This is a genomic window from Streptomyces glaucescens (assembly GCF_000761215.1).
Classification (GTDB): domain Bacteria; phylum Actinomycetota; class Actinomycetes; order Streptomycetales; family Streptomycetaceae; genus Streptomyces; species Streptomyces glaucescens_B.
The window spans coordinates 486,404-508,126 of record NZ_CP009438.1 but is presented as its reverse complement, the minus strand read 5'-3'; the positions used below and the strand labels follow the sequence as shown (position 1 = coordinate 508,126).

The window sequence follows — 21,723 nt, the reverse complement described above, 5'->3', positions numbered from 1 at the left end:
CACCGACGACGCCGCACGGCCCGGCGGTCGCCGCCGTCCCCACCACCCCTTCCCCGAAACGCCGGCGGTCCACCGGGACGGGGCGCGGGGAGCGGGCCGCCCCCGATCATGCACGATGCCCGCGGGCCGGCCGGACCGGGCGGGGCGGGAGCGCCGGGAGCTCAGCGCGCGGCCACGGCGAGGACACGGGCGAGCGCGCCCCCGGGCCGGGCGGTGAGCTCCTCCCACGTGCCTTCCTCCACGATCCGCCCCCCTTCGAGCACGGCGATGCGGTCGGCCCGGCGGACGGTGGCGGGGCGGTGGGCGATGACGACGGTGGTGCGCCGCCCGCCGGTGCGGGCCAGGGCGGCCGCCAGTTCGGCGTCGCCGGTGTTGTCCAGGTGGGCGGTCGTCTCGTCGAGGACCAGCACCCGTGGCTCGGCGAGCAGGGCGCGGGCGAGGGCGACACGGGCGCGCTGGCCGCCGGAGAGGGTGGCGCCGCGCTCGCCGACCGGCGTGTCCAGGGGCGCGATGCGGTCGACGCCGCACAGTGCGGCCGTCTCGGCGAGCCGGTGGTCGTCGGCGTCGGGTGCCGCCAGGCGCAGGTTCTCGGCGAGGGTGCCGTGGAACAGCGGGGCGTCCTGGCCGACGACGGCGACGGCCCGGCGCAGTTCGGCGTCGGTGAGGTCACGCAGGTCGACGGGGTCGCCGCTGGCCGGGAGGAGCTGGACGGAGCCGGCGCCGGGGTCCCAGAAGCGTGCGAGCAGGTGGGCGCAGGTGGACTTGCCCGCGCCCGAGGCGCCCACGAGGGCGAGGGTCTGCCCGGCCGGGACGGTGAGTTCGACGTCGCGCAGGACGGGCCGGCCGCCGTAGCCGAAGCTCAGGCCGTGCAGGCGGACTCCGAGCGGGCCGGGGGGCAGGGGACGGGCCGTGGCGGGCGGCGGGGCGAGCGCGGGTGCGTTCATCCCCGCGCCGACCCTGGCGGCGGCGGCACGCAGGCCCATCGCCTGGCTCAGCGACCGGGCCGACTCGGCGACCGGGCCCAGCACGGACAGGGCGAGGGCCATCGCGGCCGGGGCCCAGGCGCCGTGCAGCCGCCCCGCCTGGACGGCCTGGGCCGCGGTGGCCACCACGCCGAGGACGGCGAGCACGATGAGCAGATCACGCACGGCGGCGGCCACGGCCTCCCGGGTCACCTCGGCCCGCTGTGCCTCCGCGAGCCGCCGTCCCTTCCCGGCGAGCCGGGTCCGGCGCTCGGCGAGCCTGCCGAACGCCAGCAGTTCCCGCAGCCCGTCGACCGTCTCCACGGTGTCGGCCGACAGGTCGGCGGCCGCCTGCCGGGTGCGGGCACCCCGCTCCGTACGGCCGCGTGCCTCCGCGAAGGGCGCCGCGGCCAGCAGCGCCGCGGCCGGCAGCAGGGCGGCGAGCAGCCACGGCTCCACCGCGGCGAGGACCGCCGCGCCGCCGGTGAACACCGCGCCGGAGGCGAGGAGCTGGGCGGTGATGTGGGCGTAGAAGAACTCCAGTGCCTCCACGTCGGCCATGGCGGTGGCGGCGAGGTCACCGCTGCGCCGGCCCGCCACCCGGGCGGGCGCACTGCGGGCGAGGCCGTCGAAGACGCGGACCCGCAGCTCGGCGAGGACGCGGTAGGCCAGGTCGTGCGAGAGGTCCATCTCCCGCCACGTCAGCAGGGCGCGCAGGACGACGAGGGCGGCCAGGGCGGCGGCGGTGCCGGCCGCGGGCGGGCGCCCGGTGCCGACCGCGCTGCCGACCGTGTGCGCGGCCAGCGTGACCAGCGCGACCAGCGAGCCCTGTTCGAGGAGGGCGGCCGCGCAGGTGCGCAGGGTCATGGCGCGGTGGCCGGCCAGCGCGGGCAGCAGCGCGCGCAGCGCACCCCGCCGGGGGAGCGCGGTGCCGGGGGTGCTCATGCGGCGAGCCCTTCCTCATGGGTGCGGCCCGCCTCGGCGAGCCGCGCGTACAGTCCGCCCGCGGCGACGAGCGCCCGGTGGTCGCCGACGGCGTCCACGCGCCCGCCGTCCAGGACGACGATGCGGTCGGCGTGCCGGACGGCGGCCAGCCGGTGGGCGACGACCAGCACGGTCCGCCCGCGTGCCGCGGCCGTCAGCTCGCGGACGATGTCCGCCTCGCGGCGCTCGTCGACGGCGCTGGTGGCCTCGTCGAGGACGAGGACCGGCGCGTCCGCGAGCAGGGCGCGGGCCAGGGCGAGGCGCTGGCGCTGGCCCCCGGAGAGGGTGGCGCCGCGCTCGCCGAGGACGGTGGCGTAGCCGTCGGGGAGGGCGGTGATCTCGTCGTGGATCCCGGCCGTGCGGGCGGCGCGCTCCAGCTCCTCGTCCGTGGCACCGGCCCGGGCCAGCCGCAGGTTCTGCGCGACGGAGGCGTGGAAGAGGTACGTCTCCTGGGAGACGACGGCGATGCCGCGCCGCAGGGAACCGAGGTCGTACGCCGCCGTGTCGCGGCCGTCGACGGTGATCCGGCCGCGCTGCGGGTCGTGGTGGCGCAGCAGCAGGCCGAGCAGCGTGGACTTGCCCGCACCGGAGGGGCCCACGATCGCCGTGGTGCGGCCCGCCTCGGCGGTGAAGGTGACGCCGCGGAGAGTGGGCTCGCCGGCACCCGGATAGGTGAACTCCACGTCCTGGAAGGCGAGTCGGGGCGCCTGCTGCCAGTCGGCCGGTTCCCGGCCGGTGTCCGGGACGGCGGGTTCGGCGGTGCGCAGGGCGGCGAGTCCGTCGGCGGCGGACACGCCGAGGTAGCCGGCGTGCCATTCGCGGGCCAGGTCGCGGACGGGGCGGAAGCACTCGCCGGCCAGCAGCAGCACCAGGTAGGTGCCGGCGGCGGAGGTGGCGCCGGTCGCCGACGACCAGCAGGCCAGCAGCGCGCCGGCCGCGGTGCCGCCCTGGACGGCCAGGTCGGTGATGCCCGTGCCGGCCAGCGAGACGCGGAGCTTGGCGACCGTCGCCCGGTGCAACTGCGCCGACCGTTCCTCCAGCCGCCGCCGGGTGCGGCCGACGGCGCCCGCGGCACGCAGCGCGGGCATGCCCTGGAGGGCTTCGAGGTAGTCGGCGCCGAGTCCTTCGTAGCTGTCCCAGTGTTCCCTGCCGCGCCGGGCCAGCAGCCGGTCCCAGGCGCGCGGCCCGGCGAGGGCCAGCAGCAGGGCGGGGACGAGTCCGAGGAGGGCGCGCGGCTCGATCGCGGCCACCGCGGCGAGCAGCAGGGGCGGCACGGCCAGGGTGACGATCAGCTGGGGCAGGTAGCGGGACACGTACGCGTCGACGCCCTCCACGCCGTCGACGACGGTGGTGCGCACCGCCCCCGTCCGTGCCGTGGTGAGCTGCGCGGGGCCCAGCCGGCCGAGGTGGGCGAGGAGTTCGTCGCGCAGCCGGACCCGCACCTGCGCGCCGGCCCGGGCGGCGGTGCGCCGCTGGGCGCAGCCGAGACCGGCCCGGACCGCCACCACGGCGAGGACCGCGGCGAGGAGGACGGGAAGGGAGCCGGTCGCGCCGCGGGCGATCGCGGCGAGCGCCTGCGCGAGCAGGCCGGCCTGGGCGAGCCAGCTCAGGGTGACGGCTCCCTGGAGGAGGGTGGCCGCGAGCAGCGGGCGCCGCGCGTGCCGTGCGGCGCGGCGCAGCTCCGGGTGGACGATCACGTGGTCCTCTTCTCGGGTCGGCCGGCCCCGAGGGCCAGGCCGTGGACGATCCAGTTCCGTGCGGGCGGGCCGCCCAGCGCGGCGCCCAGGTCGGCCCGTTGCCAGGAGCCGACCGGGCGGGCGGCGAGTCCCCGCCGAGCGGCGGTGAGCAGGGCGCAGCCGACGGCGTGTCCGGCGTGCAGGTGGTCGCCGCGGATGCGCGGGGGGCCGGCGTCGGACGGGCAGCCGTAGCCGAGCAGGACGGCGCCCGCGTCGGCGATCCAGCCCTGTCCGGCCGCCCAGGCGGCGAGGGTGGGGCGGGCCTCGCCGCCGGCGAGCCGCCGCAGGGTGCCGTCGGGCGCGGCCTCGACGAGCTCCGGCCGGGGTCCGCCGACGGCGACGCACCACCGCAGCCGCCCGGCGCCGGCTTCCCGCGCGGTGGTGAGGACGGCGTGCAGGTCCTCGCGCGCGGGCGTGCCGGGCAGGGGCGGCGGGGCGCTGCGCCGGGCCAGCAGTTCGGCCGGTGCGGGCGCGTCCGGGTCCGGCGGGTGCGGTCCGGGAGCGGGGGGCGGAACGTGCACGGCGGCCAGGGGGTGTTCGCCGGCGCCGTCGAGGCGGACCGCCGCCGGAGCGGTCGCCAGGGCCCGCGCGGCGAGCGCGAGCGCGGCGGCGGTGTGCCCGGTGTCCAGCAGCAGCAGGGGCCACGCCCGGTGCCCGTAGTGGCTCGCCGTGCGGCGGGCGGTGACCGTCAGCTCGACGGTCACGCCGCTCGGGGCGGCCTGCGGAGCCGGGCTCAGGCGGTGGACGCGGTGGCGCAGCGGGTCGTAGCCGTACGTCCCGGGCGGCAGGGAGCAGCCGGCGCCGACGGCGAGCCGGGCGTCGACCGGGTGCAGCCCGCCCGCCGACGGGGCGGGCCGCAGCCGTCCGCGGGGGTCGGCGGCGGCCAGCGACAGCCGCAGCAGCCGGTCCAGGTCCAGCAGTCCGGGTCCTGCGGGAGGTATCGCGCGGGCCGGGCCCGGCCAGTCGGGGACGGCGGGGCCCGCGGGGGTGTCGGGGCCGGGCCGCTCGGCGGTGCGGGCCCGGGCGAGGGCGGTCACCAGATCCACGGCGCGGCTCACATGTGCGGGGGAGGGGCGAGCGTGAAGTCCTCCGGCGCGCCGGGCGGCGTGCCGCGCCAGCCGCGGGCCACGGCGGCCTCGGCCAGGCGCGGGCAGCCGAAGTACCCGAACGCGGCGGGCGCGTTGGGGAGCAGCCCGGAGACCAGGACGCGGGCGACGCGCAGCGCCGTCTCGGCGACGTCCTCCGTGGTGAGGTCGAAGGTCATGACCCGGTGGCCGCCGCGTCGCAGGGCCCGGTCCATCAGCTCCCTGCCGCCGGGTGCGACGGCGTCGAGGGGGACGACGCCGAGCGCCGGGTCGGTGAACCGCCGGGCCTCGGCCGCCATCCGCGGGTCGAGCCACACCTGGACGTGCGCGCCCAGGTCCCTGACGTGCTCGAAGTGGTCGCCGCACACGTCGAGGTAGCGGCGGTCCGCACGGTGGTCGAGGTAGAGCCCCTTGGCGAGGAGCCCGGCGTCGACGGCCTGGAAGACCCAGCCGTCGGGCCCGGTGAGTCCCTGGGTGAACACCCAGGTGTGCACGGCCTCCAGCACGGCCTTGCGGGCGGCCTCGGCCGGATCGTACTTGCAGGCGAACCCGGCGGCGTACAGGCCGAGCCGCGGATCGTGGACCAGGGCCGCCACGCAGGGGGCGAACTCGGAGGGCATCTCGACCAGCCACACCCGCAGCCCGGACCCGGCGAGATCCTCGGCGAGCCCGGGCACGGTGTCCGGGTCGATGCCGCGCGCGGGCCCGTCGAGATGCCACCACAGCTCCAGCGCGTCGCGCTCGGCGATCTCCAGCAGGGCGCGTTCGACGGCGTCGTCGAGTCCCTGCCCGGTGGCGATGCCGGCGTAGTTGAGGTGGTGGGTGCGCGGCAGCGACCGCAGTGCGCCCTGCCGCCAGTTCAGGTGGGTGAGCGCTACGGGCGCCCACACCTCGGTGGTTCCCCCGCCGGGCAGCAGTTCGGTGCCCCGGGTCCACAGGGCGGGGGTGTGCGGGGTGAGGGGGCGGTAGGGGAACCCGGCGCGGCCGTACTGCCAGCCGGCGTACGCGGGCACCTCGTCCGGCCCGTACAACCGCAGTCCCTTGTCGCCCAGTTCGGCGGCCGTGGCGCGCAGCGGCGCGTCGGGGTGGCCGGGCGGCGGGAGGCGGTTGCCGCAGTAGCGTTCCACCCCCTCGGCCACGGCGGATGTGCGGGCGGTCTCCGGGTCGCCGAAGGCGGTGCCGAGCGAGACCCGGTCGGCGGGCCACAGGCCCAGCCTGCGGGCGTCGGCGACCTCGGCGGTCATCGCCGTGTAGCGGGGCGGGGTGCCCTCCGGGTGCTCGACGGGCTTGACCTTGCGGACGATGCCGCAGACCGGGTCTACCAGGGTGTCCAGCGGCAGCGGCGTCATCGCGGGATCTCCTCCTCGGGGTCGGTGGGTCGGGGGCGGGTACGGAGCACGCTCAGCCGCAGTTCCAGGCGCGACGGGTCCACCTCACGGGCGGAGGCGGCCAGATGGGTGGCCGTGACCGGGTCCTCGCCGGTGTGCGGGTTGCGGGCGTGGGCGGGGAAGTGGTGCCCGGCGATCTCCAGGCGCAGCCGGGTCCCGGCACGCAGCCGCCGGGCGGGCCGGCCCAGCGGAACGGTGAACCTGGCGTATGCGCCGGGCGGTCCGGCCCGCCGGACGATCCCGACGGCGAGCCGCTCGGCCCGCCCTTCGGGGGTGAGGGCGACGAGCCGGGCGACCCAGTCGGCGGACGGCGTGTCCGCCCGGGCGCGCAGCCGGACCCCGGCGGGTCCGAGCAGGTCCAGCGGGCGCGGCAGCGGGTCCGTGGCGAGCACACAGCGGTCCGGCTCCCCGTCGAGGGGTACGGTCAGGCAGCCGGAGGAGACCGGGCGTTCGGGATCGGCGGTGAAGGCGGTGCCGCGCAGCGGGCGCAGACGCGGCGCCCAGGGCTCGCCCTCCGCGTCCGCCGCCGTCCACAGCGGGCTGCCGCCGAGCGCGACGGCACCGGTCCGCCCGTCCGTCAGCCGTCCGGCGAGGGCGGCGCGGGCCCAGCGCGCGTAGAGGTCGCCGAGGCGCACACGGTGGGCGGGACGGGCGTCGGAGCCCGGGCCGGCGGTGAGGCCGTGGCCCCACGGTCCCATCAGCAGGCGCGCGGAGGGGCCGCCCCAGCGGCGCCACAACTCGACGGTGTCCTCGGCGAAGTGGTCGTGGTGACCGCCGACCGCGAGCAGCGGCACCCGCGCCCCGGCAGCCAGGGCGACCAGCCGCCCCCGGTCGCGGCGCCGCCACATCCCGGGCCACGAGGGCAGCTTCCGCCCGAGCCGCCGGGGCAGGTCCAGCACCGGCAGGTGGGCGAGCAGGTCCGGGTCCGCGGCGAGGGCCTTGTCCAGCGCGCCGCCGTCCGAGTCCGGCCGGTCGCCGTGCGCCGCCCACCACCCGGCGCGGGTCAGCAGCCGCTCCGCGCCCGACGGTTCCCGCGCGGTGTCGGCGGCGCCGAGGGCGGGCACGGCGGCCAGTACGGCGTCCGGGCGCGCGTCAGCCGGCGCTTCCAGGGCGAGGGTGAGGGCGCAGTGCGCGGCGTAGGAGGCACCGGATGCCACCAGGCGGCCGTCGCTCCAGGTCCGGCCGCGGATCCAGCGCGCGGTCCGCGCGCCGTCCGCGGCCTCGGTCTGGTACGGCCGCCAGTCCCCCGGCGAGGCGAACCGTCCGCGCACGTCCTGCGCCACGGCGGCGAATCCGCGGGCCGCCCAGCCGCGCAGCTCCGCGCGGTGGGCCCGGCGGTCGTAGGGGGTGCGGACGAGGACCGTGGGGAAGGGGCCGGGACCGTCCGGGAGCAGGACGTCGGTGGCCAGGCCGCACACGGTCGTGGTGTACGCCGTCACCGGGCGGTCACCGGCGGCCGGGTGACGGCGGGGACGGGCAGGACCGGGTGTTCGGTGACGGTCAGGGTGCGCAGGTCGACGCGGCGCAGCCGGCGCCGGGCGGGCAGCGCACCGGTGCCGGGCGCGTCGGTGGCCCAGCGGGCGAGGTCGTCGGCGAGCAGCGCGGCGAGCAGGGCCGCCGCCGGTGCGGTGAGCCGTACGGGAGCGCCGCCGGTGCGCGGGCCGTCCCAGTAGGCGGCCAGCTCCCGGTGGGCCGGGGTGGCGGCGAGCCGGCGGGCGCGCAGATGGGCGGCGGTGACGTCCGAGGGGGCGGCCGCGACCGGCTCGACGTAGGCCTGCCAGCCTTCGCGGTGGCAGCGCTGCCAGGCGACTCCCCGCTGGGGCAGCCGGTCGGCGTCGTCCCACAGGCCGGGCGGGACGGGGCCGTCGAGGCACCAGACGACGGCGGCGACGTCCGGTGCGACGGACTCGCCGGGTGTGCCGGGCTGGGGTGCGGCACCCGCGGCCCGCAGCAGCCGGGCGAGGGGCTCGGTGAGGACGGGGTCGCCGAGCAGCAGGACGGGGCGGCGCGCGGCGGGCCAGGCGGCGGGCGCGGTGCCCGCGGCGGGTGTGCCGTCCTCGGTCGTCAGGTATCCGGCCTCCGCGAACGCGTCGACGAGCCGGTCGAGTTCGCGGTCGCCGCCGGCCGGGTCCGCCCCGGTCAGCCGGGCGCGGAGCACGTCCGCGTCCACGCGGCCGGTGTTGACGCGGAGAAACTCGCCGTCGGGCGTGCGGACGGCCAGTCCTCGCCCGTCGACGGCGACGACCTCGACTCCGGGTGCGAGCTGGCTGCGTGACACGTCGGTTCTCCTGCCGGGCGGGAAGCGGGAAGCGGGAAGCGGGAATTGCGGAGTTGCGGGCATTGCGGGAGCGGGGAAGGGGGCGGGCCCGCCCTGGGACGGACGGGCCCGCCGGTGAGGGGAAGCCCTCGCTTACTCCTCGGTGTCCTCGAAGGGGTTCTCGACGAGGGCGTTGGAGTGGGACGCCGAGTCGTGGGCCAGCTGGCCCGGGTCGGCGATCGGTGCGAAGACCTGTTCGTTCTCCACGAACGTTCCTCCATCTCAAGGGACTTGCGGCGTTCTGCTGAGCGCCGCGCCATGAACACTAATGAATATGATTATCGTTTTTCTAGGTGGGCAGAGGGTGATCTGGGTAACACACGGGCCAGTTCCCCTCGGGGTCCCGGCCCACCCGGCCGGCCACCCGCAGCACCTCCGCGAGGAAGCCGGGCGTGACCACCTCCTCGGGCGCCCCGTCCGCCACCACCCGCCCGTCCCGCAGCGCCACGATCCGCTCGGCGAAACGCGCGGCGTGGGCGAGGTCGTGCAGCACCATGACGACGGTCAGGCCCCGTTCCTCCCGCAGCCGCACCACCGTCCGCAGCACGTCCAGCTGGTGATGCAGATCCAGGTACGTGGTCGGCTCGTCGAGCAGCAGCACCCGGGTGTCCTGCGCCAGCGCCATGGCCAGCCGCACCCGCTGCCGCTCCCCGCCGGAGAGCCCTTCGACGGACCGGTCGGCCCAGCCGGCCACGCCGACGTCCTCCAGCGCCCGCCGCACCACGGCGTCGTCGCCCTCGCGCAGCATGCCGAGCGGGCCGCGCGCCGCGTACCGCCCCTGCCGCACGAGCTGCCGCACCGTCATCCCCGGCACCGCCGGGGCGGACTGGTGCAGCAGCGCCACCCGGCGGGCCGCGGCCCGCCGGGACAGCCCGGCCAGGTCCTGCCCGCCGAGCAGCACCCGCCCCTTGCCGGGCCGCAGCAGCCCGGCCGTGAGCCGCAGCAGGGTCGACTTGCCGCAGCCGTTCAGGCCGACGAGGGCGGTCAGTTCGCCCGGTTCGACCGTCAGGTCGACGCCGCGCAGCACGGGCCGGCCGGGGTACCCGAAGTGGACCCCCTCGACACTGATGCCGACGGGTTCGCTCATGCCATGTCCTCCACGTCCGTAGGGTGTTCAGCCGGCGCGGTCAGGCGCCCTCGTCCGGCGTGCAGCGCACGACGATCAGCAGCAGCACCGCTCCCGCACAGGTGGTCAGCGCACCGACGGGCAGCGAGAACCGGCCGGCGTCCTCCACGGACGCCAGCAGCCGGGAGACCGCCTGCGCCGCCGCGTCCGCCCCGCCCACCACGACCGCCCCCAGCAGCGCGGCTCCCGGCAGGGCAACCCGCAGGTCGGCGCCGAACACGGCCACCGCGACATGGGGGACCAGCAGTCCCACGAAACCCAGCGCGCCGACCGAGGCCACCGCGCCCGCCGTCAGGGCGACCGCGCACAGCAGGGCGAGCGCGCGGGCGCGGGCGGCCGGCAGCCCGGCCGCGGCGGCGAGTTCGTCCCCGCACCGCAGCAGGGTCAGCGGCCCGGACAGCAGCCAGGCCGCGACCAGCCACGGCAGGGCCCACGGCCACAGCAGGTGCCAGTGCGCCCAGACCCGGCCTTCGGTGCTGCCGACGAGCCACTGCACGACGCTCCCCAGTTCGCCGGGCGCCACCAGCAGCACCATGGCGGTGAGTCCGCCGAGCACCGCCGAGACCAGCACGCCGTGCACCGCGATCCGGGCCGGATCGCCTTGGCCGCGCCCGGTCAGCAGCCAGAGCAGCCCCGCCCCGGCCAAGCCGCCCACGCACGAGGCGACGACCACGGCGAACGGCGACTGCCAGCCCGCGAGGCCGAGCCCCGTCGCGGCGACCGCGCCGAGCACCGCGCCCGACGTGACGCCCGTGACCTCGGGGCCGGCGAGCGGATTGCGCAGCGCCGACTGCAGGACGAGACCGGCCGCGCCGAGACAGGCACCCGCGCCCAGGGACACCAGCAGGCGCGGCAGGCGCAGTTCGAACAGCACATGGCGGTCCAGCGGTTCACCCCCACCGGTCAGCACGTCCCAGACCACCTCCGGGGACATCGCCCGCCCGGCCAGCAGCCCGGCGCACGCGGCCAGCAGGAGCAGTGCGCCCAGCACTCCGTAGCGCCGCCCCACCGAGCGGTCCCTCACCGGCGCGTCCGCGACGCGTTTCATCGTGACCTCCGCAGCAGTGCCACCCCGGCCGGGACGCCGAGCAGCGCCGTCCAGGCGCCGGCGGGTGTCTCCGTGGGCGCCAGCGCCAGCCGGGCCGGGATGTCGGCGACGGCCACCACGGCCGCGCCCCACGCCGCCGACCAGGGCAGCCAGCCCACCGCGTCGGCACGCGGGTCGAGGCGCCGGGCCAGGTGCGGGGCGAGGAAACCCACCCAGGCCACCGGACCGCACACGGCGGTCACCGGGGCGATCAGCACGACGGCGACGGCGAGCGCCGCGAAGCGCGCCCGGCGCACCCGCACCCCCAGCGCCTCGGCGTCGTCGTCACCGAGCCGGAGCACCGCGAGCACCGGCGCGCACAGCACCAGCGCGGGAACCGCGACCAGCAGCCACGGCCACAGCCCGGTGACGTCCTCCCAGGTGCGGGCGGAGAGCGAGCCGAGCAGATAGCGGTAGATCAGCTGGAGGTCGAGCTGATCGGCCATCACCATGAGCACCAGCAGCGCCGCCTGCAGCGCGGCGGCGACCGCCGCTCCGGTGAGCAGCACGGCGGCGGGGCTGCGCCCCAGTCCGGCCGCCAGCAGGGTCAGTCCGCCGCCCAGCGCGGCGCCGCCGATGGCCAGCAGGGGCTGGACGGCCGCCGGCACGGCCACCGCCAGCACGAGCGGCGCGGCGACCCCGAGGGCCGCGCCCGAGGACACCCCCAGCATCTCGGGGACGGCCAGCGGATTGCGCAGCGCCTCCTGGAGCACCAGTCCCGCCGCGCCCAGGCAGGCGCCCGCGACGAGCGCCAGCACCAGCCGGGGCACCCGCAGTTCGGTGACGACGACCCGGGTGATCTCGTCACCGACGAACAGCCGGTGCGGGGGCACGTGGGGCGTACCGAGGCACAGCGCGCACCCGGACGCCACGACGAGCAGTAGGACCAGGGCGGCGAGCCGTGCCCAGCGGTGCGCCGACGGCGGCCGCGGCCCCGGCGGACCGGCGGACGGTGCCCCCGTCACCGGCTCCGGGTTCCCGGTGGGCATGCTCACCGCAGCGCGGCCACGGCCTCGTCGAGGACGAGCCCCAGGGAGCGGGTGCCGCGCCCCTTGGCCCACACCTCGGAGTCGACCTCGTGGACGTCCCCGTTCGCGACGGCCGGGATCCTGCTCCACAGCGGGTTGTCCGCCAGCTTCTCCGAGAGCGTGCCGTCCGGTTCGCCGAAGCTCATCGTCTCGACGAACAGCACGTCCACGCCCTGAGCGAGGATCTCCTCCAGGCTGTAACCGCCCTCCACGCCCCGGGACTTCCAGGGGTATTCGGCGAGCTTCGGGAAGAGGCCGGCGACCACGTCGGTGCCGGGGGTGGCGACGCCGAAGTTCTCGTCGCTGCCGTAGATGATCAGCGCGGTCCTGTCGCTCTTGTTCCGCTCCGCCTCGGCGAGCTTGGTGCGGAAGGCGCGTTCGGCCTCCTCGCCCTGCGCGGTGCGGCCGGTGAGGGCGGCGACGTCGCGCAGGTAGCCCACGCTGTCCTGCCACGTGGCGGGCTGCATGGGCCAGAAGGTGGTGGCGCCCTCGAGCGCGGGGGCGAGCTTGCCGTGGGTGTCCTCAAGTCCGATCACCAGGTCGGGCTTGTGGGAGAGGATCGCCTCCACCTCGGGGGCGATGAAGCCGCCGGGGACGATGTCGACCTGCTGGGCCTTCTCGGCGCCCAGGAACTCCGGGTGGGCGAGGAGCCGGCTGTTGGTGGCGACGGGCACGATGCCCAGCTCGGTGAGGATGTCGTCGCAGAGCGCCACCAGGCAGACGATGCGCTCCGGCCGCCGCTCCAGGGAGACGGTCACGCCGCGCGCGTCCGTCAGCCGCCGTGTCTCCTCGATGGGTTCGACCCTGACATCGGTCGCCTCGGTCTCGGCGCCGGCCTTCGCCTCGCCCTCGGTGGAGGTGCCGGCGGTGGCGCCGCATCCCGCCAGGACGGAACCCAGGACGACGGCGGCCAGTCCGCGTCGTATGGCCCTCAAGGGTGAGCGCAGCATCGGTGCCCTCGTTTCTTCTCGTGGTCCGGAAACGCACCGACCATACATGATAATCATTTTCAGTCATGCTCGATGTGCCGACGGAGGACCGCCGATGACGAACGAACCGCTGCTCCTGGTCTCCGACCACGTGGAAGGGTGCGTCCACCTCGTGACCGTGCCGGACGGCACCGAGGCGGCCCGGCTGACGGGCCGTCACCTCTCCGAGCACGCGGGCTTCCTGACACTGCCCGAGGGCCGGGTGGCCTGCGTCGACGACCGCCGGGGCGAACTGCTCGTGCTCGATCCGTACGGCCCGCGGCCGGTGGCGGCGGCCATACCCGTGGCGGTACCGGCCGAGCACCTCGCCGCCGACCCCACCGGGCGATGGGTGGCCGTCACCACCGGACTCGGCAGGAACACCGCGCCCTGGTCCGACCTGCTCACCGTCGTCGACCTGACCACCGGAGAGACCGCCCGCGTCCGCACCCGCGTCGGCGAACCCGGCGTGACCGTGCTCGGCTCCGGAGAACCGCTCGTCGTCCTCCGTCACCGCGAACCCGGCGCCCTGGCCGTCCACCCCGTCGCCGGCCTGCTCGCCGCACCGCCCGGCTGCCCGCCCGTCACCCCCGACGCCTGCCTGCCCCTCCCGGACGACGGACACGGCGACGCCCAGGACCCGCGCCACGCCCGCGTCTTCGCCGCCACCGGCGACGGCGTGCACCGGGCCCGGCGGGACGGCGACCGGCTGGTGCCGGAACCGCCGATCCCGTGGGACGCGCCCGCCCGCGGCTGGTACCTGCGGCTCGACCCGCGCCGGCGAGCCCTGTGGTCCACCCTGCGCGGCGGCCCCGCGGACCCGCTGCGCTGGCCGGAGTGGACCAACCAGGCCTGGCGCCACGACCTGGACACCCACACCACCACCCGGACCCGGCTCGGCCCCGGGCTCGTCTTCCGGCTCGCCCTGGCCCGCGCCCACACCGCGTTCGCCCGCATCCACCCCGACGGCGACGAACTGATCCTCCTGGGCACCGACGGCACCACCCGTCGCGTCACCCTTCCCGCGATGGACGGCGCCCCCCGGCGCGGCAGCACCCCGTGGGAGGGTGTCCAGCGCCGGGCCGTGGCCGCGTCACCGGACGCCGACTGGGTCGCCGTCACCCGCGGCGGCCACGGCGAGGTCCACCTCGTCGACGCCGCCACCGCCACCGAGGCGGACCGGCTGCGCCTGGACACCCCCCTCCACCACGGCGGCCACATGATCCTCCTCCCCGGCCCCGGGGGAACGGACCGCGACCTCGTGGGCCGGTGAACCCGCACGCCGGGGTCCCGCGACGCCGATGCCGGTGACCGGACCCCTGCGCGCGGGACGCCGGGACGATTACCCGCCGGGTAATCGACCACCCTGCGTCCGCATGACAAGGTCCTTCACGTACGGGCCGCACCGACCGGAAGGACGCACCATGACCGCCTACGCCATCGCCGACCTTCACGAGACGGTCGTCCACCCGGACGTCGCCGAGTACATCGAGCGCATCCCCGGCACCTTCGCGCCGTACGGCGGCCGCTTCCTGGTGCACGGCACCGGGCACGAGACGAAGGAGGGGAACTGGCCGGGGGCGGTCGTGGTGATCGGCTTCCCTTCGCTCGACGAGGCGCGGGCGTGGTGGGACTCGCCCGCCTACCAGGAGATCGCCCCGCTGCGGTCCCGGCACATCGCCGGGGACATCGTCCTCGTCGCAGGGGTGCCCGACGGCTACGACCCGGCCGTCACCGCCAGGGCGATACGCGACGCCGCCCCGGCCGAGCGGCCTTCCGCCGGCGAAGCGGTTCGCCGCGGCGCCGGCAGTGCCGGGCGGGTGGGCCGATGACGGGTGTACCCCCGGGCCGGCGGGCGGCGCGGGCGGCCCCATAGGGTCGGGGCATGGTGAGTGGATTCAGCGAAGCGCTTCTCCTGGAAGCCGAACGGCATGCCGCCTGGGGCGCGGCCCAGCTCGACGCTCTGACGCAGTTCCTGCCCGACGGCCCCTGGACCGCGGACCTGCCGTCCTGCCTGTACCGGCAGGGCAGGCTGGAGCTGCGGGTCGCCGTGCTCGGCACGTACGACATGGAGGAGCGGTCCTGGATGTGGGGCTGGGCCAACCCGGGGCTCCGGGGCACCGACGTCGTCGCGCCGGCCACCGCGGTGGAACGGTACGGGCGGGCGCACGGCATCCCCGAGCTGACCGCGGACGTCCTTGCGCTGTCCGGCTTCGACGACCCGCGGCGCGCCGCCGAGCTGCTCGCCTTCACCGGCATGGGGGTGGCCGGGGCGCCGGGCTACATCGGCGTGCCCGCGGGGCCGGCCACGCAGGTCTACTTCCTGCCCGACGACACCCAGGTGCCGCGCGCCGCCCTCGACCCGGTCGCACTGCCCCGGACGCTGCTCACCGGCGCCGGCCTGATCGGTCACGCGCCCCGGCGGGTCGTCGCCGGCTACTTCGACCACCACGGCGTGCCCCAGCGGGCCGAGGGCGAGCGGATCGTCGCCGAACTGCCGGGCGGTGACGCGGTCGAGGTGGCCTTCGACGCGCACGGACGCATCGCCGGCATCTCGGTGCGGGCCGGCGGCTGAGCGCGCGGCGCAGCCAGGGGCGCGGTGCGCCGACGGCGGCTTCCCACGGCCCGCCGGCACCACCGCCCCCGGCTGCCTCCCCGGCCGCAACTTGGCTCGAACCGGCCGGTATTGCCGTCGGCGGGTGCCCGGGTGAGGGCGCACGATGTGCACAGCGCCGAATCCCGCACAGTGAGGTGGTACCCGATGGACGTCGTCGACCTGTCCGCGCTCGGTGAGTCGTTCACCCGCGATCCCTATCCCGTGTACGCCCGGCTGCGCGCCCAGGGCCCGGTGCACCGGATCCGGATGCCGGAGGGGGGCGCCATCGCCTGGCTCGTCGTCGGCTACGAAGCCGGGCGGGCCGCGCTGGCGGACCCGCGGCTCTCCAAGGACTGGAGCAACGCGTCGCCCGCACTGCCCCTGGACGCCGTCTCCTCCGGCCCGCACATGCTGAGGGCGGACCCGCCCGACCACACGCGGCTGCGCAAGCTGGTCGCCCGGGAGTTCACCGCCCGCCGCGTCGAAGGGCTCGCGCCGCGCATCCAGAAGACGACCGACGCGCTCCTGGACCGTATGCTCGCCGCCCCGGACGGGCGCGCGGACCTCGTCGAGGCGCTGTCCTTCCCGCTGCCCATCTCCGTGATCTGCGAACTCCTCGGCGTCCCCGACCTGGACCGCGAGTCCTTCCGCACCTGGTCCAACGACGCCATCGGCGCCACCGACCCCACCGTCCGCAAGACCGCGGCGGCTTCGATGGCGCGGTACCTCACCACGCTGCTGGAGGTCAGGCGGCAGCAGCCCGGGGACGACCTGATGAGCGCGCTGATGCACGGCGCGGACGACGACGGCGACAGGCTGTCCCCGGAGGAACTGCTCGGCATGGCCTGGCTGTTGCTCGTCGCCGGCCACGAGACCACCGTGAACCTCATCTCCAACGGCGTCCTCGCCCTGCTCACCCACCCCGACCAACTGGCCGCCCTGCGCGCGGACCCGTCCCTCATCGACAACGCCGTCGAGGAGATGCTGCGCTACGACGGCCCCGTCGAGACCCCCACGTACCGCTTCACCACCGAGCCGGTGACGATCGGCGGCACGGTCGTCCCCGGCGGCGGCGAACTGGTCCTCGTCGCGCTGGCCGACGCCAACCGCGACCCCGCGCGATTCGACTCGCCCGACCGCTTCGACATCACCCGGGACGCCCGCGGGCACGTGGCGTTCGGCCACGGCATCCACTACTGCCTGGGCGCCCCGCTGGCCCGCCTCGAAGCACGCATCGCCATCGGCTCGCTGCTGGACCGCTGCACCGACATCGCCCTGGACATCCATCCGGCGGCCATCATGTGGCGCCCGGGCCTGCTGATCCGTGGCCCGCGGAGCCTGCCGCTGCGGTTCACCCGGTAGGGCCCGGCACGCACGGCGGGCGGGTCGGCCGAAGAGGGCCCCGGCGCACGGCGGGCGGGTCGACCGAAGAGGGCCCCGGCGCACGGCGGGCTCGGCTGAGCGCGAACTGCGCGCGGTCTCCGCGCGGAAGCGGACGGCGTGCCCCGGGCGGGGCGGCCGTCCGCCGGCGTGGCCGGGGTCAGCCGATGACCTTGGCCGCCTCGATGACGACGGACTCCAGGGGCACGTCCTGGTGGCCGCCCTTGCTGCCCGTGCGCACCTGCTTGATCCGGTCGACGACCTCCTGCCCCTCGGCCACCTTGCCGAAGACGGCGTAACCCCAGCCGTTCGGGTTCTTCGCCTTGAAGTCGAGGAAGGCGTTGTCCGACACGTTGATGAAGAACTGCGCGGTGGCGGAGTGCGGGTCGCCGGTGCGCGCCATGGCGACGGTGTAGGCGGTGTTCTTCAGCCCGTTGTCGGCCTCGTTCGTGATCGGCGCCTGGGTGGGCTTCTGCGACATCTCCTGGGTGAAGCCACCTCCCTGGATCATGAAGCCGTCGATCACCCGGTGGAAGACCGTCCCGTCGTAGTGCCCGTTCCGGACGTACGTCAGGAAGTTCTCGACGGTCTTGGGTGCCTCGGCGTCGTTCAGCTCGAGCACGATGCGGCCGAAGTTAGTGGTCAGCTCGACCCTGGACATAGGAGTCGTCACCTTTCTGGCGGGACATGATCGGCACAGTCTGTCACGCACCTCCTCCGGGCGCCCGGACGGCCGGTCCGGCCGCGGCCGGGAGCGCGGCGGCCGGAAGAGCGGGATTGAAGGACGCCGATGCGGGCAGAAGGCTCGCTGTCCGCGGGGCGTTCCGGCGCTCCGCGCATTCGCGTGACTACGGAAAGGACCCGTCCAGTGCGGCGCACGGCCGGCGAGGGAGCTCGCATACCGATCTACGAGGAGCTGGTGCGCGAACGCGGCGACGCCGTGGCGGAGGCCCGGACGGCCGCCGAGCGCATCCGGCTCCAGGCGGCGCGGCTGCTGGGCGGACAGCGCGCCGTCCGGCCGCTCGCCAGGGCGGGCGAGTCCGCCGACTGAGGCCGGCCCGCCCGCCGGCGCGCCGTGTCCGCCCCCCGCGGTCAGGTCCCGTGCGCGCCCGCCGGTGCCCGGGCGAGCAGGACGTCGCGGGCGGCGCGATGAGTTCTCGCTGCTCCGGCAGTCCACCTGTGGTCGATTCCCATCGATCCATCGATCCATCGATCCGTCGATCACAGGAGGAGCCGGATGACCCAGCTGCTGAGAGTGCAGAACTTCAACGTGTCGAGCGACGGCTACGGCGCCGGCGAGCACCAGACCCTGGAGCGGCCGTTCGGCCACGCCGATCCCGGTGAGCTGTTCGCCTGGGCCGGTGCCACGGCGAGCTGGCCGATGCGCACCGACCCCGGGGGGAGCCGGGGCCTCGACGACTACTTCACCCGGGACTACGCCCGCAACATCGGCGCGGAGATCATGGGCCGCAACAAGTTCGGCCCCCAGCGCGGCCCCTGGCAGGACCACGCGTGGCAGGGGTGGTGGGGCGACGAGCCTCCGTTCCGTACCCCGGTGTTCGTCATGACCCACCACTGGCGCCCCTCGTTCACGCTCTCCGACACCACGTTCCACTTCGTCGAGGGCGATCCGGCCACGGTCCTCGCCCGGGCCAGGGAGGCGGCGGGCGGCAAGGACGTGCGCCTCGGCGGCGGCGCCACCACCATCCGGGAGTTCCTCGACGCAGGTCTCGTCGACACCCTGCACGTGGCGGTCTCGCCGGTGAAGCTGGGCTCCGGGGCGCGGCTCTGGGAGTCGCCCGACGAACTGCTCGACCGCTACCACCGGGATGTCGTGCCCAGCCCGAGCGGGGTGACCCACCACCTCTTCTGGCGCAGGTGACACACCGGCGGCCCGGGCGCGGGACGCGGAGCCGGGCGGTGCCCCGGCCGGCTTCCGCTCCCGCCCCGTCCGTCGCCGCGCACACGCCCGGACCGGCGTGGCCGCGGCGACGGCGGCACTCGTCCGTCCCCGCCCCGGACGGTTAGCCACGCCGGACGGTGACCGTCACCTCCCGGCCCGGTGCCGCCAGCACCCACGCCCGTCCCGCCGCCGTACGCACCACCGTGGCGCCGGACGCGGTGGCGCGCCAGCTGCCCGGCGGCAGGGACAGTTCGGACAGCCGTGAGCCGTGCCGGGCCGCCCGGTAGACCAGCCGGTACACGCCGGCCCGCGGGTCGTACGAGGCGGAGGCGACGGTCCCCGCCACGCCCGCGGCGTAGGGCTCGGCGGTGAGTTCCTTGTGGGTGCGGAAGGCGCCGGTGCCGTCGAGGGCGCAGTAGCCGCCGCCGTAGCACCACACATAGCCCGCCCAGCCGGAGGTGTAGCGGCCGAGGGACGCCATGGCGTCGCGGTAGAAGCGGCCCATGTTGGGCAGCGCGTTGTTCAGCGGACCCCACTCGCCCACGACCACCGGCACGCCGTACTTCCGCGGATACTCGACCACGGCCCGTTCGTACGCCTCGATCCACCCGGCGCCGGGATCGTAGTCGGCGCCCGCCTCCATGGCCGTGTTGTAGAAGTGCGGCGCGTACACCACCTTCGGGTCGTCGATGCGTCCGAGGCCGGTCGGCACGCCCTCGCCCACGACGGGTGTGGGCTCGACGAACAGCCAGGCGTCCCGGTCGACCGAACGGACCGCGTCGGCCAGGCGGTTGTACATCGGGGTGAGCTGGTCCCGCTCGATGCGGCGGGCGGCCGCGGGCAGGTCCTCCCCCTCGCGCAGCTCGCCCATCGGCTCGTTGATCAGGTCGTAGCCGATCACGGCCGGGTGGTGGGCCAGGTGACCGGCGAGGACGCGCCAGGCGCCGGCCTGCGCGCGCCGGAGGTCGGGATCCTCGTAGAGGTGGGTGAAGGCGCGCTGGACGGCGGGCTCGAAGTACTCGGCGAACCAGTCGTCCGGGTGCGGGGTGAACGGCAGCCCGTCGGTCCGGGTCGCCCACTCGGGCACCCCGCGGTGGCCGAAGGCCGGTCCGAACACGTCCTGGTGGGCGTCGACCAGGACCTTGACGTCGCTGCGCGCGGCCCAGTCGAGTACGCGATCGATCTTCCTCAGGTAGGCGGTGCTGTACCGCCCGGGGCGGGGCTCCAGGTCGTCCCAGAACACGAGCAGCCGGGCGAAACCGAAGCCCTGTGCCCGCAGGTCGCGGAAGTGCCGCTCGGTGATGGCCGACAGGGCCTTGTCGCCCCGGTTCGCCTTGTCCTCGACGTTCCAGCCGCGCAGGGTCAGCACCCGCCCGTCCCGGTCGGTGAGGCGGGGGACGGGGACGGCCGGCAGCTCCCGTTCGCCCGGTTCGTCCCGCTGCTCCCGCGGGGGCCGGCGGTCGTGCCGCGCCTCTGCCGGCAGCGCGCCGATCACCGCGCCGATCACCGCGCCGGCCGTCAGGGTCCTTCGCAGCACGGGCAGCCTCCCGGACGTCGGTCCGCGCCGGTGACGGAAGTCGACATACGTTCGACTTTCCTCGTCCGAGATGGTCCCACGGCGGTCACCGCCCGGTACATACTCCGGGTAACCCCACGTCCGGCAGGAGTGACACTCCGGGAGCCGGCTCCGGTGCGCCGGCACCGCCGTCACGGCGCCCCGGCGACGGTGACGGGCACGGGCCGCCACCCCGGTGGTTCCGAGTGATCAGCCGCTCGCGCGGGCACTCGTCACCGGGCCGGCGCGACGCCCCGCCCGCCGGACAGCGCCCGACAGGAGGACGCGGTGACCGCAACGCCCGGACATCTGCTCGCCGAGGCCCGTGCACTGCTCCCCGGGATCGTCGCCGTACGACGGGCTCTGCACCGGATGCCCGAGCTGGGCCTGCACTTGCCGCACACCCAGCAGGCCGTGCTCGCCGCACTCGACGGCCTGGGCCTGACGGTCGGGACGGGGGAGCGGCTCAGCTCCGTCACCGCGGTGCTGGAAGGCGGCCGGCCCGGGCCCACCGTACTGCTCCGCGCCGACATGGACGCCCTGCCCCAGCAGGAGGACACCGGCCTGGACTTCGCCTCCGAGGTGCCCGGCGCCATGCACGCGTGCGGACACGACCTGCACACGGCGATGCTCGTCGGCGCGGCCCGGCTGCTGGCCGCGCGGCGGGCGGAACTCGCCGGCCGGGTGCTCTTCATGTTCCAGCCGGCGGAGGAGAGCGACGGCGGCGCCCAGTACATGATCGACGAAGGGCTGCTGGACACCCCGGACGGCGCCCGGATCGCCGCGGCGTTCGCCCTGCACGTCACGACGCGCTTCGAGAGCGGGACCCTCCACCTGCGGCCCGGGCCGACCTTCGCCGCCTCCGACCAGATCCACCTGACCGTCCGCGGCCGGTCCGGCCACGCCTCGGCGCCGCACGTGTCCCTCGATCCCGTCCCGGTGGCCTGCGAGATCGTCCAGGCGCTGCAGACGCTGACCACCCGCACGGTGGACATCTTCGACCCGGCCGTGATCACCATCGCCTCGATCCGCGCCGGGACCACCACCAACATCATCCCGGAGACCGCCGAACTGCACGGCACCTTCCGCACCCTGACACCGCGGACCCGGCACCGGGTGCGCGAGGGCATCGACCGGGTCGCCCGGCACGTGGCCGCCGCCCACGGCGCCACCGTGGACGTCGACCTGATCGAGGGCTATCCGCCCGTGGTCAACGACGAGACGGTCGCGGCGGCCGTCCGCGACACCGCCGCCGGCCTGCTCGGAGCGGACCGCGTCCACCGGCTGCCGCAGCCGTTCATGGGCGCGGAGGACTTCTCGTACGTCCTGCGCCGCGTACCCGGCACCATGGTCTTCCTCGGCGCCCGCCGGCCGGGCGACCCCGCCGAGAACGCGCCCGACTGCCACTCCAACCGGGTCGTCTTCGACGAGCCGGCCCTCGCCACGGGCGCCGCCCTGCACGCGGCGGTGGCGCTCGGGTACCTGGCGGCCCGGTAGCAGCCACCGCGCGCCCCACCGCCCGACGGAGCCGCCGCGGACCGCCCGCTCGCCGTTCCGGGACGGCGCTCCGCCCGGCAGCCACCTCCGTCGGTACGCCGGTACGTTATT

20 protein-coding genes are annotated in these 21,723 nt (G+C 76.2%); 7 read left to right on the top strand and 13 right to left on the bottom strand.

The window, feature by feature from the left end:
- Positions 1-161 precede the first annotated feature (161 nt).
- The 11 genes from SGLAU_RS02160 to SGLAU_RS02115 all read right to left on the bottom strand — a co-directional run bounded on the left by SGLAU_RS02160 (position 162) and on the right by SGLAU_RS02115 (position 12,663).
- The gene (locus SGLAU_RS02160; RefSeq protein WP_043497832.1) at positions 162-1,907 is read right to left on the bottom strand and encodes an ABC transporter ATP-binding protein; all 1,746 of its coding nucleotides are present in this window, start codon (positions 1,905-1,907) and stop codon (positions 162-164) included.
- A complete protein-coding gene (locus tag SGLAU_RS02155) occupies positions 1,904-3,643 on the bottom strand; it encodes an ABC transporter ATP-binding protein/permease (protein ID WP_043497830.1) in 1,740 nt (579 codons plus the stop codon). Before SGLAU_RS02155 ends, SGLAU_RS02160 begins: the two co-directional genes overlap by 4 nt.
- Positions 3,640-4,728, bottom strand: a complete 1,089-nt coding sequence (locus tag SGLAU_RS02150) for a hypothetical protein (RefSeq protein ID WP_043506168.1) — start codon at positions 4,726-4,728, stop codon at positions 3,640-3,642. Before SGLAU_RS02150 ends, SGLAU_RS02155 begins: the two co-directional genes overlap by 4 nt.
- Positions 4,729-4,736: 8 nt before the next feature.
- Positions 4,737-6,116, bottom strand: coding sequence for a YcaO-like family protein (locus SGLAU_RS02145; protein WP_043497828.1), 1,380 nt, complete (start codon positions 6,114-6,116; stop codon positions 4,737-4,739).
- Entirely contained in the window at positions 6,113-7,594 is a 1,482-nt protein-coding gene (locus SGLAU_RS02140; RefSeq protein WP_043497827.1) for a CocE/NonD family hydrolase, read from the bottom strand. Before SGLAU_RS02140 ends, SGLAU_RS02145 begins: the two co-directional genes overlap by 4 nt.
- The gene (locus tag SGLAU_RS02135; RefSeq protein WP_043497824.1) at positions 7,591-8,433 is read right to left on the bottom strand and encodes a hypothetical protein; all 843 of its coding nucleotides are present in this window, start codon (positions 8,431-8,433) and stop codon (positions 7,591-7,593) included. Before SGLAU_RS02135 ends, SGLAU_RS02140 begins: the two co-directional genes overlap by 4 nt.
- 132 nt (positions 8,434-8,565) lie before the next feature.
- Positions 8,566-8,679, bottom strand: a complete 114-nt coding sequence (gene amiA, locus SGLAU_RS36120) for a streptamidine family RiPP (RefSeq protein WP_240449383.1) — start codon at positions 8,677-8,679, stop codon at positions 8,566-8,568.
- Between the two features lie 82 nt (positions 8,680-8,761).
- Positions 8,762-9,559, bottom strand: a complete 798-nt coding sequence (locus SGLAU_RS02130) for an ABC transporter ATP-binding protein (RefSeq protein WP_043497823.1) — start codon at positions 9,557-9,559, stop codon at positions 8,762-8,764.
- Between the two features lie 40 nt (positions 9,560-9,599).
- A complete protein-coding gene (locus tag SGLAU_RS02125) occupies positions 9,600-10,646 on the bottom strand; it encodes a FecCD family ABC transporter permease (protein ID WP_043497821.1) in 1,047 nt (348 codons plus the stop codon).
- On the bottom strand, positions 10,643-11,674 hold the full coding sequence (locus tag SGLAU_RS02120; RefSeq protein ID WP_078957558.1) for a FecCD family ABC transporter permease: 1,032 nt from the start codon (positions 11,672-11,674) through the stop codon (positions 10,643-10,645). Before SGLAU_RS02120 ends, SGLAU_RS02125 begins: the two co-directional genes overlap by 4 nt.
- A gap of 2 nt (positions 11,675-11,676) precedes the next feature.
- The gene (locus SGLAU_RS02115; protein WP_043497820.1) at positions 11,677-12,663 is read right to left on the bottom strand and encodes an ABC transporter substrate-binding protein; all 987 of its coding nucleotides are present in this window, start codon (positions 12,661-12,663) and stop codon (positions 11,677-11,679) included.
- A 94-nt stretch (positions 12,664-12,757) separates the two neighbouring features.
- Here SGLAU_RS02115 and SGLAU_RS02110 point away from each other — a divergent pair, with 94 nt between their 5' ends.
- The 4 genes from SGLAU_RS02110 to SGLAU_RS02095 all read left to right on the top strand — a co-directional run bounded on the left by SGLAU_RS02110 (position 12,758) and on the right by SGLAU_RS02095 (position 16,639).
- Positions 12,758-13,954 carry a hypothetical protein gene (locus SGLAU_RS02110; RefSeq protein WP_043497818.1) on the top strand — a complete coding sequence of 399 codons (1,197 nt, stop codon included), beginning with the start codon at positions 12,758-12,760 and terminating at the stop codon, positions 13,952-13,954.
- A 151-nt stretch (positions 13,955-14,105) separates the two neighbouring features.
- Positions 14,106-14,513: a DUF1330 domain-containing protein gene (locus tag SGLAU_RS02105; RefSeq protein ID WP_052413574.1), complete on the top strand. Its 408-nt coding sequence runs from the start codon at positions 14,106-14,108 to the stop codon at positions 14,511-14,513.
- A 53-nt stretch (positions 14,514-14,566) separates the two neighbouring features.
- Complete coding sequence (locus SGLAU_RS02100; protein WP_043497816.1) at positions 14,567-15,256, top strand: DUF6882 domain-containing protein; 690 nt, start codon at positions 14,567-14,569, stop codon at positions 15,254-15,256.
- Positions 15,257-15,442: 186 nt separating this feature from the next.
- Positions 15,443-16,639 carry a cytochrome P450 family protein gene (locus SGLAU_RS02095; protein WP_052413573.1) on the top strand — a complete coding sequence of 399 codons (1,197 nt, stop codon included), beginning with the start codon at positions 15,443-15,445 and terminating at the stop codon, positions 16,637-16,639.
- Between the two features lie 178 nt (positions 16,640-16,817).
- Here SGLAU_RS02095 and SGLAU_RS02090 read toward each other — a convergent pair whose 3' ends face one another.
- Positions 16,818-17,318, bottom strand: coding sequence for a peptidylprolyl isomerase (locus SGLAU_RS02090; protein ID WP_043497811.1), 501 nt, complete (start codon positions 17,316-17,318; stop codon positions 16,818-16,820).
- A gap of 207 nt (positions 17,319-17,525) precedes the next feature.
- Here SGLAU_RS02090 and SGLAU_RS02085 point away from each other — a divergent pair, with 207 nt between their 5' ends.
- Complete coding sequence (locus SGLAU_RS02085; protein ID WP_043497810.1) at positions 17,526-17,708, top strand: hypothetical protein; 183 nt, start codon at positions 17,526-17,528, stop codon at positions 17,706-17,708.
- Positions 17,709-17,894: 186 nt separating this feature from the next.
- Positions 17,895-18,539: a dihydrofolate reductase family protein gene (locus tag SGLAU_RS02080; protein WP_043497808.1), complete on the top strand. Its 645-nt coding sequence runs from the start codon at positions 17,895-17,897 to the stop codon at positions 18,537-18,539.
- Positions 18,540-18,681: 142 nt separating this feature from the next.
- Here the strand turns inward: SGLAU_RS02080 and SGLAU_RS02075 are convergent, their stop codons facing one another.
- Complete coding sequence (locus tag SGLAU_RS02075; RefSeq protein WP_412556259.1) at positions 18,682-19,974, bottom strand: cellulase family glycosylhydrolase; 1,293 nt, start codon at positions 19,972-19,974, stop codon at positions 18,682-18,684.
- Between the two features lie 429 nt (positions 19,975-20,403).
- Here SGLAU_RS02075 and SGLAU_RS02070 point away from each other — a divergent pair, with 429 nt between their 5' ends.
- On the top strand, positions 20,404-21,612 hold the full coding sequence (locus tag SGLAU_RS02070) for a M20 metallopeptidase family protein (RefSeq protein WP_043497805.1): 1,209 nt from the start codon (positions 20,404-20,406) through the stop codon (positions 21,610-21,612).
- Positions 21,613-21,723 lie beyond the last annotated feature (111 nt).